The organism is Mesorhizobium sp. M1227, assembly GCF_040318315.1.
Taxonomy (GTDB): Bacteria; Pseudomonadota; Alphaproteobacteria; order Rhizobiales; family Rhizobiaceae; genus Mesorhizobium.
In genome coordinates this window covers 98,917-111,132 of record NZ_JAMYLZ010000013.1, presented here as the reverse complement: position 1 = coordinate 111,132, position 12,216 = coordinate 98,917, and the positions used below count along the sequence as shown (strand labels likewise).

The following is a 12,216-nucleotide window of genomic DNA, read 5'->3' as shown; positions in this document are numbered from 1 at the left end:
GACCTGTCTTTCAATTGCCGCAGGCCGCGCCTGATGGCCAAATCCCGCATTCAGTTCATCTGCCAGAATTGCGGTTCGGTGCATCAGCGCTGGGCTGGCAAATGCGATGCCTGCGGCGAGTGGAACACGCTGGTTGAGGAAGGCACGTCAGGCGGCATAGGTTCCGGCCCGGCCAATACGCGCAACGCCCGCAAGGGCCGCGCGGTGGTGCTGACCAGCCTCTCCGGCGACATCGAGGACGCGCCGCGCATCGTCTCCGGCATCGGCGAACTCGACCGCGCCACCGGCGGCGGCTTCGTGCGCGGCTCGGCGCTGCTGGTCGGCGGCGATCCCGGCATCGGCAAGTCGACGCTGCTCACCCAAGCCGCGGCCGCGCTGGCGGCAAAAGGCCACCGCATCGTCTATGTCTCGGGCGAAGAGGCGGTCGCGCAGATCAGGCTGCGCGCCCAGCGGCTCGGCGTCGCCGACACCCCGGTCGAGCTCGCCGCCGAAACCAATGTCGAGGACATCCTCGCCACCATCGCCGATGGTAAGCGGCCGGATCTGGTCATTCTCGATTCGATCCAGACGCTGTGGACCGATATGGCCGATTCGGCGCCCGGCACGGTGACCCAGGTGCGTGCCGCCGCCCAGGCGATGATCCGCTACGCAAAATCCACAGGGGCGGCGATCGTTCTGGTCGGCCACGTCACCAAGGAGGGCCAGATCGCCGGACCGCGCGTCGTCGAGCACATGGTCGACGCGGTGCTCTATTTCGAGGGCGAAGGCGGCCACCACTACCGCATCCTGCGCACGGTCAAGAATCGCTTCGGGCCGACCGATGAGATCGGTGTCTTCGAAATGTCGGACAAGGGCTTGCGGGAAGTCGCCAACCCGTCCGAGCTTTTCCTCGGTGAGCGCCATGCGAAGTCGCCGGGTGCCGCGGTTTTCGCCGGCATGGAAGGCACACGGCCGGTGCTGGTCGAGATCCAGGCGCTGGTGGCGCCATCGACGCTGGGCACACCGCGCCGCGCCGTCGTCGGCTGGGACGGTGCCCGGCTGTCGATGATCCTGGCGGTTCTGGAAGCCCATTGCGGCGTCCGCTTCGGCACGCACGACGTCTATCTCAACGTTGCCGGCGGCTACCGCATTTCGGAGCCGGCGGCCGACCTGGCAGTGGCGGCGGCACTGGTTTCCTCGCTCACCGGTCTTGCCCTTCCCGCCGATTGCGTCTATTTCGGCGAAATCAGCCTGTCGGGTGCGGTGAGGCCGGTTGCGCATGCGCAGCAGCGCCTCAAGGAAGCCGAAAAGCTGGGTTTCGGACGCGCGGTTCTGCCCTTGGGCAGCGAGGAACTTGTTGGTGGTAATGCGGTCGGGGGGATCGGAGCCAGCGCTTTCCAGCCCACCGAGCTTGCCGATCTCGTGGCGCGAATAGCCGGCTCTCGGCGCAGCCGCGCCGACGAGCAAGAGTGATGCGGCTCGTCGGGCCGTGAAAAAGAGATCGGAGTGGGGCGAAAAACATGCCGATTACGCTGCTTGACGGAATTCTCGTCGGCTTCACCCTGGTCTCGGCGATGCTCGCTATGGTTCGCGGCTTTTCGCGCGAGATCCTGTCGATCATCTCCTGGGCAGCCGCCGCGGCCGCCGCCTTCTTCTTCTACAAGCCGGTGCTGCCTTACATTCAGCCCTATGTCGACAACGAAAAGGCCGCCATGGCGGCGGCCGCCGGTATCGTCTTCATTGTCGCGCTGATCGTCGTATCGGTCATCACCATGAAGCTCGCCGACTGGATCATCGATTCCAGGATCGGCGCGCTCGATCGTACACTTGGCTTCCTCTATGGCGCGGCGCGCGGCATCCTGGTCGTCGCTGTCGCGCTGCTTTTCTTCAATTGGCTGGCCGGCGCCAAGGCTCCAGGCTGGATTGCCAACGCCAAGTCAAAGCCATTGCTCGAATCGATCGGCGCCAAGCTCGAAAGCCTGCTGCCCGAGGATCCGGAAAACGCCATCCTCAACAAGCTCAATCCGAATCAGCCGGCCACCGAGACGCCTCTGGCCCCCGACGCGCCTGCAGCGGAAGCCCCTGCCGCCGGCGACGACGCCACTGCTCCGGCACCCGACGACAGCGATGCGCCGCCGGCCGACAATGCGCCCGCGACGCCGGCACCTGCAAACCCGGCGCCGGCAAACTGATTTCGACGGACTTGCGAGGCTCAAGACTGTCGATCATGTGAACGCCGCACGACGTGCGTTGCTTTCGATGCGCTATGACCTTATATGGCGACTTTAGCGGAGCTTGAGCCCCAATGGCAGCCTCAGTGGCAGACGCAGACGACGTGCTTTCCGCCGAAGCCGACGACCATTTCCACGACGAATGCGGCGTGTTCGGCATTTTCGGCCGGCAGGACGCCGCAGCCATCGTAACGCTCGGTCTGCATGCGTTGCAGCATCGAGGCCAGGAAGCGGCCGGCATCGTTTCCTATGACGGCACCCAATTCCATGTCGAACGCCATGTCGGCCTGATCGGCGACACCTTTACTAAGCAGCGTGTCATCGACAGCCTGCAAGGCAACCGTGCCATCGGCCACACACGCTATGCCACCACCGGCGGCGCCGGTCTGCGCAATATCCAGCCTTTCTTCGCCGAACTTGCCGATGGCGGCTTTGCCGTCGCCCATAACGGCAATCTCACCAACGCCATGACCGTTCAGCGCGCCCTGCAGAAGCAAGGCGCCATCTTCTCTTCCACCTCCGACACCGAAACGCTCCTGCACCTGGTTGCCACCAGCAAGGAGCGCGACCTGAATTCGCGCTTCATCGATGCGGTGCGCCAAGTCGAAGGCGCCTTCTCGCTGGTGGCGATGACGTCCAAGAAGATGATCGGGTGCCGCGACCCGCTCGGCATCCGCCCGCTGGTGCTCGGCGATCTCGACGGCGCCTGGATTCTCGCCTCCGAGACCTGCGCGCTCGATATTATCGGTGCGCGTTTCGTACGCGACCTGAAGCCCGGCGAAATGGTCGTCGTCACCAGCAAGGGCATCGAAAGCCTGTTCCCGTTCGAGCCACAGAAGACCCGCTTCTGCATCTTCGAATATGTCTATTTCGCGCGGCCGGATTCGTCGGTCGAAGGCCGCAACGTCTATGAAGTGCGCAAGCGCATCGGCGCCGAGCTGGCGCAGGAAAGTCCGGTCGAGGCCGACATCGTCGTGCCGGTGCCGGATTCGGGCACGCCGGCGGCGATCGGCTTTTCGCAGGCCGCGGGCATTCCGTTCGAGCTCGGCATTATCCGCAATCACTATGTTGGCCGCACCTTCATCCAGCCCGGCGATTCGATCCGCCACATGGGTGTCAAGCTCAAGCACAACGCCAACCGCCGCATGATCGAAGGCAAGCGCGTGGTGTTGGTGGACGATTCGATCGTGCGCGGCACCACCAGCCAGAAGATCGTCCAGATGGTGCGCGATGCCGGCGCCAAGGAAGTGCATATGCGCATCGCTTCGCCGCCGACGCGCGCCTCCTGCTTTTACGGCGTCGACACACCGGAAAAGTCGAAGCTGCTGGCGTCGCGCATGTCGGTGGAGGAGATGGCCGAGTTCATCCGCGTCGATTCGCTCGGCTTCCTGTCGATCGACGGGCTCTACCGCGCCGTCGGCGAGGCAGGCCGCGACAACGAGCAGCCGCAATTCTGCGACGCCTGCTTCACCGGCCAGTATCCGACCCGGCTTGCCGACTTCGAAGGCTCCGACAATGTGCGCACGCTGTCGCTGTTAGCGGCCGGCGGGTCGTAGAATTCCGATCCGGACGGAGGTAAGACATGAGCGCTCGACGAGGCTTATGGCAAGGCCTCAAGGATTCACTCTCATTTGCAAAATCCTTGCTCAAAGATCAGATTAGATCTGAGATCGATATCGATACGCCTCTCGGCAATGGATTTCTTTTCTGTCAAGTTAGAGAGGCGAGAGAAACCCAAGACAAGTATGTCGTCGTCAAAGCTATCGGTGGTGATGCAACGGTTTTTGTCCCTCTTGATGAGAATTCCGCCAAGCAATTGATTTCCTTCATTCAGCTGTCGTTCTTAGACCAGCAACCCAAGAATAGCTCATGACCCCTCCCCTTGACCTTTCCGGCCGCGTTGCGGTCGTCACCGGCGCCTCGCGCGGCATCGGCTATTTCATCGCCAGGGGGCTTGCCGCCGCCGGTGCGCATGTGATTGCGGTTGCCCGCACCGTCGGCGGGTTGGAAGAACTCGACGACCAGATCAAGACAGGTGGCGGACAGGCGACGCTGGTACCGCTCGATCTTGCCGACATGGCGGGGATCGACCGGCTGGGCGGCGCCATCCACGAGCGCTGGGGCAAGCTCGACATACTGGTCGCCAACGCCGCCGTGCTCGGCGTCATCGCCCCGATCGGCCATGTCGAGGCCAAGACCTTCGAGAAGGTGATGACCATCAACGTCACCGCAACATGGCGGCTGATCCGCTCGGTCGACCCGCTGCTCAGGCTTTCCGATGCCGGCCGTGCTATCGTGCTGAGCTCCAGCCTTGCCCACTCCGCACGCGCCTTCTGGGCGCCTTATGCGGCGTCGAAGGCGGCGGTCGAGGCCATGACGCGTTCATGGGCGCATGAGACCGAAAACCTCCCGCTCAGGGTCAATGCCGCCGATCCCGGGGCAACGCGCACCGCGATGCGGGCGCAGGCGGTACCCGGCGAGGATCCTGAAACACTGCCGTACCCTTCGGAGATCGCCAAGCGAATCGTGCCGCTGGCCAGCCCCACGCTCAAGGAGACCGGGCTGATCTTCCAGGCCAAGCACAATCGCTTTGTCGCCTACCGGCAGCCGGAGTAGCCACACATCGCATTTTGCCGGAAGAATTGCGCCGGCACCAACGTTGTTCGGGTGCCACAATTCGAGAAACGGAGGACCATATGCGGAGACTGCTTCTCTTGACTGCCACCGCGCTGCTTGCAGTGATCGGCGCCGCGTCGTCGCAGGAGGCAACGATGAGCTTTTTCGTCACCAGCGTCGGCTCTGGCAAAGGCGCCGATCTCGGCGGTCTCGCCGGCGCCGACGCCCATTGTAGTTCACTGGCCGAAGCCGCGGGCGTTACCGGCAAGACATGGCGCGCCTATCTCTCGACCAGCGATACCGATGCACGCGACCGTATCGGCAAAGGCCCGTGGTTCAACGCCAAGGGCGTCAAGATCGCCGATGATGTCGCTTCCCTGCATAGCGATGCCAACGCCATCACCAAACAGACGGCACTCGACGAAAAGGGCCAAATGGTCAACGGCCGCGGCGACGCGCCCAACCGGCACGACGTGTTGACCGGCTCCAAGCCGGATGGCACGAAAATAGCCGACCAGACCTGCGGCGACTGGACGCTGAGCGGAGCAGAAGGTGTGGCGATGATGGGTCATCACGATCGTACCGGCCTCGATGATTCGGCAGCCGCCAAATCGTGGAATTCCTCGCATGCGTCACGCGGTGGCTGCAGCCAGGAAGCGCTGAAGGGCACCGGCGGCGACGGCCTGTTCTATTGTTTTGCGGTGAACTGAACCAAAACGACCCGACATCACGTGGCTGTGATACCGTGGCTTAACGCCGCGCTTTGGCCCAGCTTTCGCCGCTGGGCCGGAGTTGCTAGGATCGTGCGACTCCCAAAACAAGCAGAGCGAGGAAATACTCATGGCGACACCGAGCGTAGCGTTAGTCTGGTATCTGGTGATCGCCGGCCCGCAAGGCGGCATGGTCGTGCTGCCCAGCACATTCGACACCCGCGAACAGTGCGCCTTCGCCATAACCGAATACCAGAAGCAACCGACGCCGGCCGGCTGGTCGGTGCAGTGCGTGCCGAGCGCCTCGCCCTTCGCCGACGAGGGCGACGCCGAGGAGCCGTCGGCGCAGTAGGACAGCGTGATCTCCCCACTTGAGGGGGAGATCGTCAGCGTCGCGCGCTTACCGTCAGCTCCGGCTTCTGGCTGATGGTCTGCAACACGACGCAGTAGCGCTCGGTCAGCTTGAGCAGCGCATCGATGCGCTCCTGCGGCTCGTCGGTGTCGAGGCCAAATGTCAGCCGGATGGCGCGGAAGCCAACCGGCGCATCCTTTGCCACGCCAAGCGTGCCGCGAAAGTCCAGGTCGCCTTCGGCTTCCACCGTGGCGGCCCCAAGCTTGAATTCCAGCGCCGTCGCTACCGCCTTCAGCGTGACGCCGGCGCAAGCCACCAGTGCCTCCAGCAGCATGTCGCCGGAGCAGAGTTCGAGCCCGGTGCCGCCGGTCGCCGGATGCAGCCCGGCAATGGCGATCGCCCTGCCTGTCTCGACCTTGCAGGCGATCGATTGGTCGTCGATCGAGCCTTTGGCGCGGAGAGTAATCAGCGCGCGCGAGGCGTCGTCGCGATAGGCCACCTTCAGCGGCGCCTGCATGGCCTTCAATGCGATCGCGTCCATTTCGTTTCTCTCCCATAGTTGCCTGGCTTCGCTGCCTAACGGCGATGCCGCCTGCCCAAACGCAAGTCCCCGCTGGCGTAGCGTTTGGCAGGGTTTCGCCGGTATAGCCTGACAATACGGGGAGCATCCAACGCCATCACACCGTCTCTCGCAACACATTCGTAAGGCCGCCGGACATATGGCCGATATCGCCATCGTGAAAACCCGCGAACGGGCTCTTGCCGGAATCCTGTTCACCGGGGCTGCCTACCTGCTGTTTTCGATGCAGGACGCCTCAAGCTGACACTATGGTGTCAGGAAGGGCAGCGTAGGCTGGTGAGATGACGGGATCGCTGGACATGCCATGCACAGTGGAAAGCGCCCGCGAGCGTACCCTCGGCATCATACTGGTCTCGGCATCGGCGGCCGTCTTCGGCCTCACCGGCGTGCTGACCAAATCGATCCATGCCGACCCCCTGACCATTACCTGCTGGCGCGGCTTCGTCGGCTCGATCCTGATCAGCCTCTATGTCCTATGGCGCCGCCAGCGCTCCGGCGGTCGCGACAGCTTGCGGCTCGGCTGGCGAGGCTGGCTGCTGGCGATCGAGGGCGCGCTCGCAAGCATCGCCTTTATCTCGGCGTTCAAGTTCACCTTTGTCGCCAATGTCGCGATCATCTATGCCACGGCCCCGTTCGTCACCGCGCTGCTGGCCCTCCTGTTGGTCCGCGAGCCGTTCCGGCTGCAGACGCTTGCCGCCGCCGCTGTGTCATTATGCGGTGTGGCAATCATGGTCTGGTCCGGCTTCGGCACCGGCCATTTGTTCGGCGACGGGCTGGCGCTGCTGATGACGATCGGCAGCGCGCTCTACATGATCATGGTGCGCGCCTTCCGCGACACGCCGGTGGTGTGGGCGGGTGCGGTGTCGGCATTCCTTTTGTTCGTGCTCGGCTGGTTCGTCGCCGATCCGCTGGCTGTCTCGGCCAGGGACGCTGTGCTTCTGGCCACCTTCGGCGCCTCGTTCGCGCTGGCTTCGATCCTGTGGACGGAGGGCACCCGGCTTATTCCGGCGGCCGAGTCCGGATTGCTGGGTTCAGCTGAAGTGCCATTCGCGATCCTGTTTGCCTTCCTGTTCCTGGCGGAGATCCCGCCGGTAGCCAGCATGGTCGGTGGCGCCATCGTGCTTTGCGCGGTGTTCGCTCACGCCGGCCGCGACTGGCTGATGGCCAGGCAGCGCGCAGCGGATGCATGACCAATCCTCGCCGCGTCCGAGCGCGAGTTGGTGGTCCGATCACGAGAAATCCGGTCCTGAAAATTAATTTGAAAAGTCATGGAACCATCATAGGGCTCAGGCATTATGGCTGCGACGGGCCACCCCAAGTCCCCCCAAACCCCTCGGCCCGTCCTACTCAGAAGCCGACCGCAAGGTCGGCTTTTTCTTTGCTGGCTCAATTGGCCAAGGCCAGGTTGCCGCTGAACAACGCTGCCAGATCCTGCGCCGGCCGGTCGGCATCCTCACGCAAGCGGACGGCGAATTCGGCGACCGGCACCGGCGGCAGATCAAGATCGCTCGGCGCCTCGACGATGCCGGAATGAGCGAAGCGCGCCGTCCTCAACGTCAAGGCGATGCCGGCGTGCACCGCCGTACGCAGGCCGGCAAGGCTGGCACTGCCGGCAGCAATGCGGTAGCGACGGCCGGCCGCATCGAGTGCACTGGTCGCCGCTTCGCGAAACCCGCAATGGGGATCGAGCAGCGCCAGGGGCAGTTCGTCGTGGCGGGTGGCCAGCCCGTTCTGTGAGCAAAGCCAGATCATTGGTTCCTTGAGCACACCGACTTCGTCCCGTGTCGGCACCTGCCGCATGGCAATGGCCAGATCAAGGGTGCCGGCCTGCAAAGCCTGCGCCAGTTCGGCGGAACGGCCGACGCGCAGTTCGATCCTGACGCGCGGATGGCTGACAGCAAAAGCCCTGAGAAGCTGCGGCAAGCCGCTGTCGGCGAAATCCTGCGTGGTGCCGATGGCGACGCGCCCGTCGGCGTGCGCGCCTTTGAGGGCCAGCCACGCCTCGCGGTGCGCGGCAAGGATGCGACGCGCGTGAACGATCAGATCCTCGCCTGCCGGCGTCAGGCCGCGCCCTCGCCCCTGCGGCACCAGCAGCGGTTCGCCGACAACATCCTCCAGCCGCTGCATCTGCGCGGTCACTGCGGACGGCGAGCGACCGACGATCGACGCGGCCCGCGCCAGGGAACCGCCATCGACGAAAGCGAGGAAAGTCTTGAGGAGGTCGGGATCGAACAACTGCATAATTCGATGCTATCAAAGTGTTTATCAAAAACAATTCTATTTTTTTGATCAAAGGACGATGGCATGATTTTCTCGACGGCGAAGAGGCGCCGCTTGAAACCGAGGAGAAGAAACATGCCGATCATCAATGTCAGCGTTACCGGCAAGCCCGATGCCGCTTTGTCCGCCGCCATTGCCAGGGAAGTGACCGAACTGACAGCCACGCATCTGCGCAAGGACGCGACGATCACAGCTGTTGCCATTTCCTATCACGACCCCGAGCACTGGTTCGCCGGCGGCAAGTCGCTGGCCGAGCATGGCACCAACACGGCCTGGCTCGACATCAAGGTTGTCGACGGTACCAACACCAAGCTCGAACTGGAGGCGTATCTGCAGGCAATTTTCGCGGCATTCGGCCGGCTGCTGGGTAAGGTGCATGAGGAAAGCTACGCCCTCGTGCATGAAGTGCCTGCGGCCGCCTATGGCTTTGGCGGCAAGACGCAGGAATTCCGCTTCATCAGCGGAAGGATGAAAGCGGCGTAGCTGCGATAAGCAGCCGAGCCGAATCAACATAGGCGAATCAAACATAGGAGAGAGGGAAAAATGGAGCCGCATTGACGTTGATCCAACTTCGGCTAGGTTCTCACCCGAAGCGGCCGGTGAAGAGCCGCGACGTGAGATCGTTGGGAGATGCGGCGATGATCCTGACACTGGCGCTGCTTGCGGGTCTTGTCGCGGCCTGGCTGCTGATCGGCGTGGTGGAGAAGTTCCGCCTCGGCCTGCGTTTGAGCCAGGCGCTGCTCTACGTGCCGTTCAAGCTCGCCTACCGGATCAGCGACGACCGCATCAAGATTGCGCGCAGGTCGGTGGCCCCGGTCATCTATGTCATCTGGCATCAGTCACGCATCGAGCCGGCGCTGATGCTGTCGCTGCTGCCGGAGGATACGCTGCACATCCTCGACCAGGCTTCGGCCAGATCGCCGTGGCTGGAGCCGTGGCGCGAGCTCGGCCGCACCATCGCCTTCAACGCCGAGCATGTCTTCGTCAGCCGCAGATTGGTGCGGGTGCTGAAGGGCAAGGGCCGGCTCGCCGTTTACCTGCCGGATGCGGTCGAGCCAGACGTCAAGTCGTTTCGGTTGTTTCGCGCCATCACCCGTATCGCCATGCAGGCCGACGCCCGTATCGTGCCGGTCTTCGTTGCCGGCGCACGCAGCCTGCCGGCCTCGCTGACGCCGGCGGACAAGGCGCCGCGCCATTGGTTTCCGCAGCTGTCGATCAGCGCGCTGGAGCCGATGACCATCGCCGAGCTGGTGGCGCGGAACCCAGATCAGGCCTCCAACACCAATGCGCTGTTTGATCGCTTCGCCGAGGCCAGGCTTTTCGGCAGTGATCTCGACCGAGGGCTGTTCCTCGCCATGCGCGATGCGGCCGACCGTGTTGGCGCTTCGCACCCAATAATCGAGGACGTCATTAGCGGTGCCCTGAGCTACCGGAAAGTGTTCATCGGCGCCAGGGTTTTGGGCCGACGGTTCGAGGCAATAACAGCGCCGGGCGAAGCGGTTGGGCTGCTCCTGCCCAACGCCAATGGCGTCGTGCTGTCGTTCGTCGGACTTTTGTCGGCTGCGCGGGTGGCAGCAATGATCAACTATACCGCCGGCCCGGCCAGCGTCACCGCCGCCGTCCGCACGGCGATGATCCGAACCGTGGTCTCCTCACGCGCCTTTGTCGAAAAGGCCAACCTCGCCGACATCGTCGAGGCGGTGGAAAAGGGCGGGGCGAAACTGCTGTGGCTGGAGGATGTCCGCGCAAGCGTGACCGTGCTGGACAAGGCCGCAGCCGCCTTGCTGTGGCGCTGGCCGTTGCAGCGCCAGGACGCAGCCAAGCCGGCGGTGATCCTGTTCACCTCCGGCTCGGAAGGCACGCCCAAGGCCGTGGTGCTGTCGCACCGGAACCTTCTTGCCAATGCGATGCAGGCGGAAGCTCGCATCACCATCTCGCCGGCCGATATCCTGCTCAACGTGCTGCCGGTGTTCCACTCGTTCGGGCTGACCGGCGGCACCATCCTGCCGCTGGTCACCGGAGTAAAGCTGTTCCTCTACCCGTCACCGCTCCACTACAAACTTATTCCGGAGGTGGCGCGCAAGGTCCGGCCGACGGTGATGTTCGGCACCGACACGTTCCTCGCCAACTATGCCCGCACCGCCAAGGACGGCGATTTTTCCAGCCTGCGCTTCGTCGTGGCCGGTGCCGAGGCGGTGAAGCCGGAGACGCGCCGGGTTTACCGCGAGCGCTTCCAGGCCGAGATCATCGAAGGTTTTGGCTTGACCGAGGCCGCACCAGTGGTTGCCGTCAACACCGCCATCCACGGCCGCGACGGAACGGTCGGGCGGCTGCTGCCGGCCATGCGCATGAAACTCGAACCGGTCGAAGGCATCAGCGACGCCGGCCGGCTGTGGCTCGACGGGCCGAACCTGATGATGGGCTACATGACCAGCGACCGGCCGGGCGAGTTGCAGCCGCTCGAAGGCTGGCACGATACCGGTGATATCGTTTCGGTCGATCGCGAAGGCTTCATCACCATTCGCGGCCGCGCCAAGCGCTTCGCCAAGATAGCCGGCGAGATGGTATCGCTTGGCGCGGTCGAGATGCTGGTGCAGTCGCTGTGGCCGGAAGAGCATCACGCCGTGGTGGCAGTGCCGGACAAGCGGCGCGGCGAGCGCCTCGTTCTGGTCACCACGGCCGACAATGCCGATCCCGACGAATTGCGCGAATTCGGCAAAAAAGCCGGGGCGGCCGAACTGATGGTGCCGAACGACATCGTCAAGGTCGAGGAGATCCCGGTACTGGGCTCCGGCAAGACCGACTATGTCTCGACTAGAAAGCTGGCGCTCGAGAGGCTGGGACTGAGCGCAGCCGCCTGAGGCTTGCTGTCGAAAATTCTAAAGCGCGTCGCGTTCGACCGGCCTTGTGCGACGCGCTTTAGATTCTTGTTTTTATGCATGTCGTTATCGCAAAACCGCTGCACACTTTTGCGCGAATGCATTAGAGGACTACCACCGACAACAGCAGAATGACGCCGACGGCCATCATCAGCAGGCCCGGCCAGTTCTGCGACAGGCCGAGAAAACGGAGCCCGCGTCGTCGCGGCTCCAGAGTCGGACCTGGTGTTGCGAGATTGGGCGTCGGACTGTCCGGCGCGGTGGAGACAGCGGCCGGCTCACTAAGCCGCCCGCGCATGATGGCCGCAATCGCCATATACACGAGGCCGGCGACAGTCAGTAACGCGCCGATGAGGATGACAGCCATTTCTCCTCGTTTTCCGATGGTTCTGCGCCCGATGCGGCAGCTTGCGCTACGTTGACGACGTATCACGAGCAGCCGCTCAGGCGGACCTACCAACACAAACGGTCTAGCCGCCCAGCAAGTTCCGAAAACGGGGTTTTTGAGGTGCGTTCCACAGCGCCGCGTGCTCTGCGAGCCTTTTTGGAATCATGCACTGCCAGGCGCAACGCGAACTGGCACCAAATC

The 12,216-nt window shown here is 63.7% G+C and carries 13 protein-coding genes; 10 read left to right on the top strand and 3 right to left on the bottom strand.

Features of this window, described 5'->3' with window-relative positions:
• The first annotated feature begins 33 nt into the window (after positions 1-33).
• From radA to NKH28_RS17625, 7 genes are all read left to right on the top strand, one after another.
• Complete coding sequence (gene radA, locus NKH28_RS17655; RefSeq protein WP_352471084.1) at positions 34-1,452, top strand: DNA repair protein RadA; 1,419 nt, start codon at positions 34-36, stop codon at positions 1,450-1,452.
• 47 nt (positions 1,453-1,499) lie between these two features.
• Positions 1,500-2,171, top strand: coding sequence for a CvpA family protein (locus NKH28_RS17650; RefSeq protein WP_023677716.1), 672 nt, complete (start codon positions 1,500-1,502; stop codon positions 2,169-2,171).
• Between the two features lie 125 nt (positions 2,172-2,296).
• On the top strand, positions 2,297-3,766 hold the full coding sequence (purF, locus tag NKH28_RS17645) for an amidophosphoribosyltransferase (protein WP_023677717.1): 1,470 nt from the start codon (positions 2,297-2,299) through the stop codon (positions 3,764-3,766).
• Positions 3,767-3,792: 26 nt separating this feature from the next.
• Positions 3,793-4,083 (top strand): hypothetical protein, encoded by a 291-nt coding sequence (locus NKH28_RS17640; protein WP_352979838.1) that lies wholly within the window; start codon positions 3,793-3,795, stop codon positions 4,081-4,083.
• Complete coding sequence (locus NKH28_RS17635; RefSeq protein WP_352979836.1) at positions 4,080-4,826, top strand: SDR family NAD(P)-dependent oxidoreductase; 747 nt, start codon at positions 4,080-4,082, stop codon at positions 4,824-4,826. Before NKH28_RS17640 ends, NKH28_RS17635 begins: the two co-directional genes overlap by 4 nt.
• 80 nt (positions 4,827-4,906) lie before the next feature.
• A complete protein-coding gene (locus NKH28_RS17630) occupies positions 4,907-5,536 on the top strand; it encodes a hypothetical protein (protein ID WP_352871477.1) in 630 nt (209 codons plus the stop codon).
• Between the two features lie 130 nt (positions 5,537-5,666).
• Positions 5,667-5,888 (top strand): hypothetical protein, encoded by a 222-nt coding sequence (locus NKH28_RS17625; protein ID WP_023677720.1) that lies wholly within the window; start codon positions 5,667-5,669, stop codon positions 5,886-5,888.
• Positions 5,889-5,922: 34 nt separating this feature from the next.
• Here the strand turns inward: NKH28_RS17625 and NKH28_RS17620 are convergent, their stop codons facing one another.
• A complete protein-coding gene (locus NKH28_RS17620; protein ID WP_352471081.1) occupies positions 5,923-6,429 on the bottom strand; it encodes an OsmC family protein in 507 nt (168 codons plus the stop codon).
• Positions 6,430-6,749: 320 nt separating this feature from the next.
• On the opposite strand from NKH28_RS17620, the gene NKH28_RS17615 reads away from it, so the two are divergent.
• Positions 6,750-7,658: a DMT family transporter gene (locus NKH28_RS17615; protein WP_502902537.1), complete on the top strand. Its 909-nt coding sequence runs from the start codon at positions 6,750-6,752 to the stop codon at positions 7,656-7,658.
• Positions 7,659-7,854: 196 nt separating this feature from the next.
• Here NKH28_RS17615 and NKH28_RS17610 read toward each other — a convergent pair whose 3' ends face one another.
• Positions 7,855-8,709: a LysR substrate-binding domain-containing protein gene (locus NKH28_RS17610; protein ID WP_352501842.1), complete on the bottom strand. Its 855-nt coding sequence runs from the start codon at positions 8,707-8,709 to the stop codon at positions 7,855-7,857.
• A gap of 114 nt (positions 8,710-8,823) precedes the next feature.
• Here NKH28_RS17610 and NKH28_RS17605 point away from each other — a divergent pair, with 114 nt between their 5' ends.
• Together NKH28_RS17605 and NKH28_RS17600 are read left to right on the top strand one after the other, a co-directional pair.
• Positions 8,824-9,231, top strand: a complete 408-nt coding sequence (locus NKH28_RS17605) for a tautomerase family protein (protein WP_352540794.1) — start codon at positions 8,824-8,826, stop codon at positions 9,229-9,231.
• 155 nt (positions 9,232-9,386) lie between these two features.
• Positions 9,387-11,609 (top strand): AMP-binding protein, encoded by a 2,223-nt coding sequence (locus NKH28_RS17600; protein ID WP_352979834.1) that lies wholly within the window; start codon positions 9,387-9,389, stop codon positions 11,607-11,609.
• A 121-nt stretch (positions 11,610-11,730) separates the two neighbouring features.
• Here NKH28_RS17600 and NKH28_RS17595 read toward each other — a convergent pair whose 3' ends face one another.
• Positions 11,731-11,994, bottom strand: a complete 264-nt coding sequence (locus NKH28_RS17595) for a hypothetical protein (RefSeq protein ID WP_352471079.1) — start codon at positions 11,992-11,994, stop codon at positions 11,731-11,733.
• Between the last annotated feature and the right edge of the window lie 222 nt (positions 11,995-12,216).

Coding starts and splice junctions, on each gene's coding strand:
- NKH28_RS17650 (WP_023677716.1), top strand. CDS start 1,500: ATGCCGATTACGCTGCTTGACGGAATTCTCGTCGGCTTCACCCTGGTC.
- NKH28_RS17605 (WP_352540794.1), top strand. CDS start 8,824: ATGCCGATCATCAATGTCAGCGTTACCGGCAAGCCCGATGCCGCTTTG.
- NKH28_RS17620 (WP_352471081.1), bottom strand. CDS start 6,429: ATGGACGCGATCGCATTGAAGGCCATGCAGGCGCCGCTGAAGGTGGCC.
- NKH28_RS17635 (WP_352979836.1), top strand. CDS start 4,080: ATGACCCCTCCCCTTGACCTTTCCGGCCGCGTTGCGGTCGTCACCGGC.
- NKH28_RS17625 (WP_023677720.1), top strand. CDS start 5,667: ATGGCGACACCGAGCGTAGCGTTAGTCTGGTATCTGGTGATCGCCGGC.
- NKH28_RS17630 (WP_352871477.1), top strand. CDS start 4,907: ATGCGGAGACTGCTTCTCTTGACTGCCACCGCGCTGCTTGCAGTGATC.
- radA (WP_352471084.1), top strand. CDS start 34: ATGGCCAAATCCCGCATTCAGTTCATCTGCCAGAATTGCGGTTCGGTG.
- NKH28_RS17610 (WP_352501842.1), bottom strand. CDS start 8,709: ATGCAGTTGTTCGATCCCGACCTCCTCAAGACTTTCCTCGCTTTCGTC.
- NKH28_RS17615 (WP_502902537.1), top strand. CDS start 6,750: ATGACGGGATCGCTGGACATGCCATGCACAGTGGAAAGCGCCCGCGAG.
- NKH28_RS17595 (WP_352471079.1), bottom strand. CDS start 11,994: ATGGCTGTCATCCTCATCGGCGCGTTACTGACTGTCGCCGGCCTCGTG.
- NKH28_RS17600 (WP_352979834.1), top strand. CDS start 9,387: ATGATCCTGACACTGGCGCTGCTTGCGGGTCTTGTCGCGGCCTGGCTG.
- NKH28_RS17640 (WP_352979838.1), top strand. CDS start 3,793: ATGAGCGCTCGACGAGGCTTATGGCAAGGCCTCAAGGATTCACTCTCA.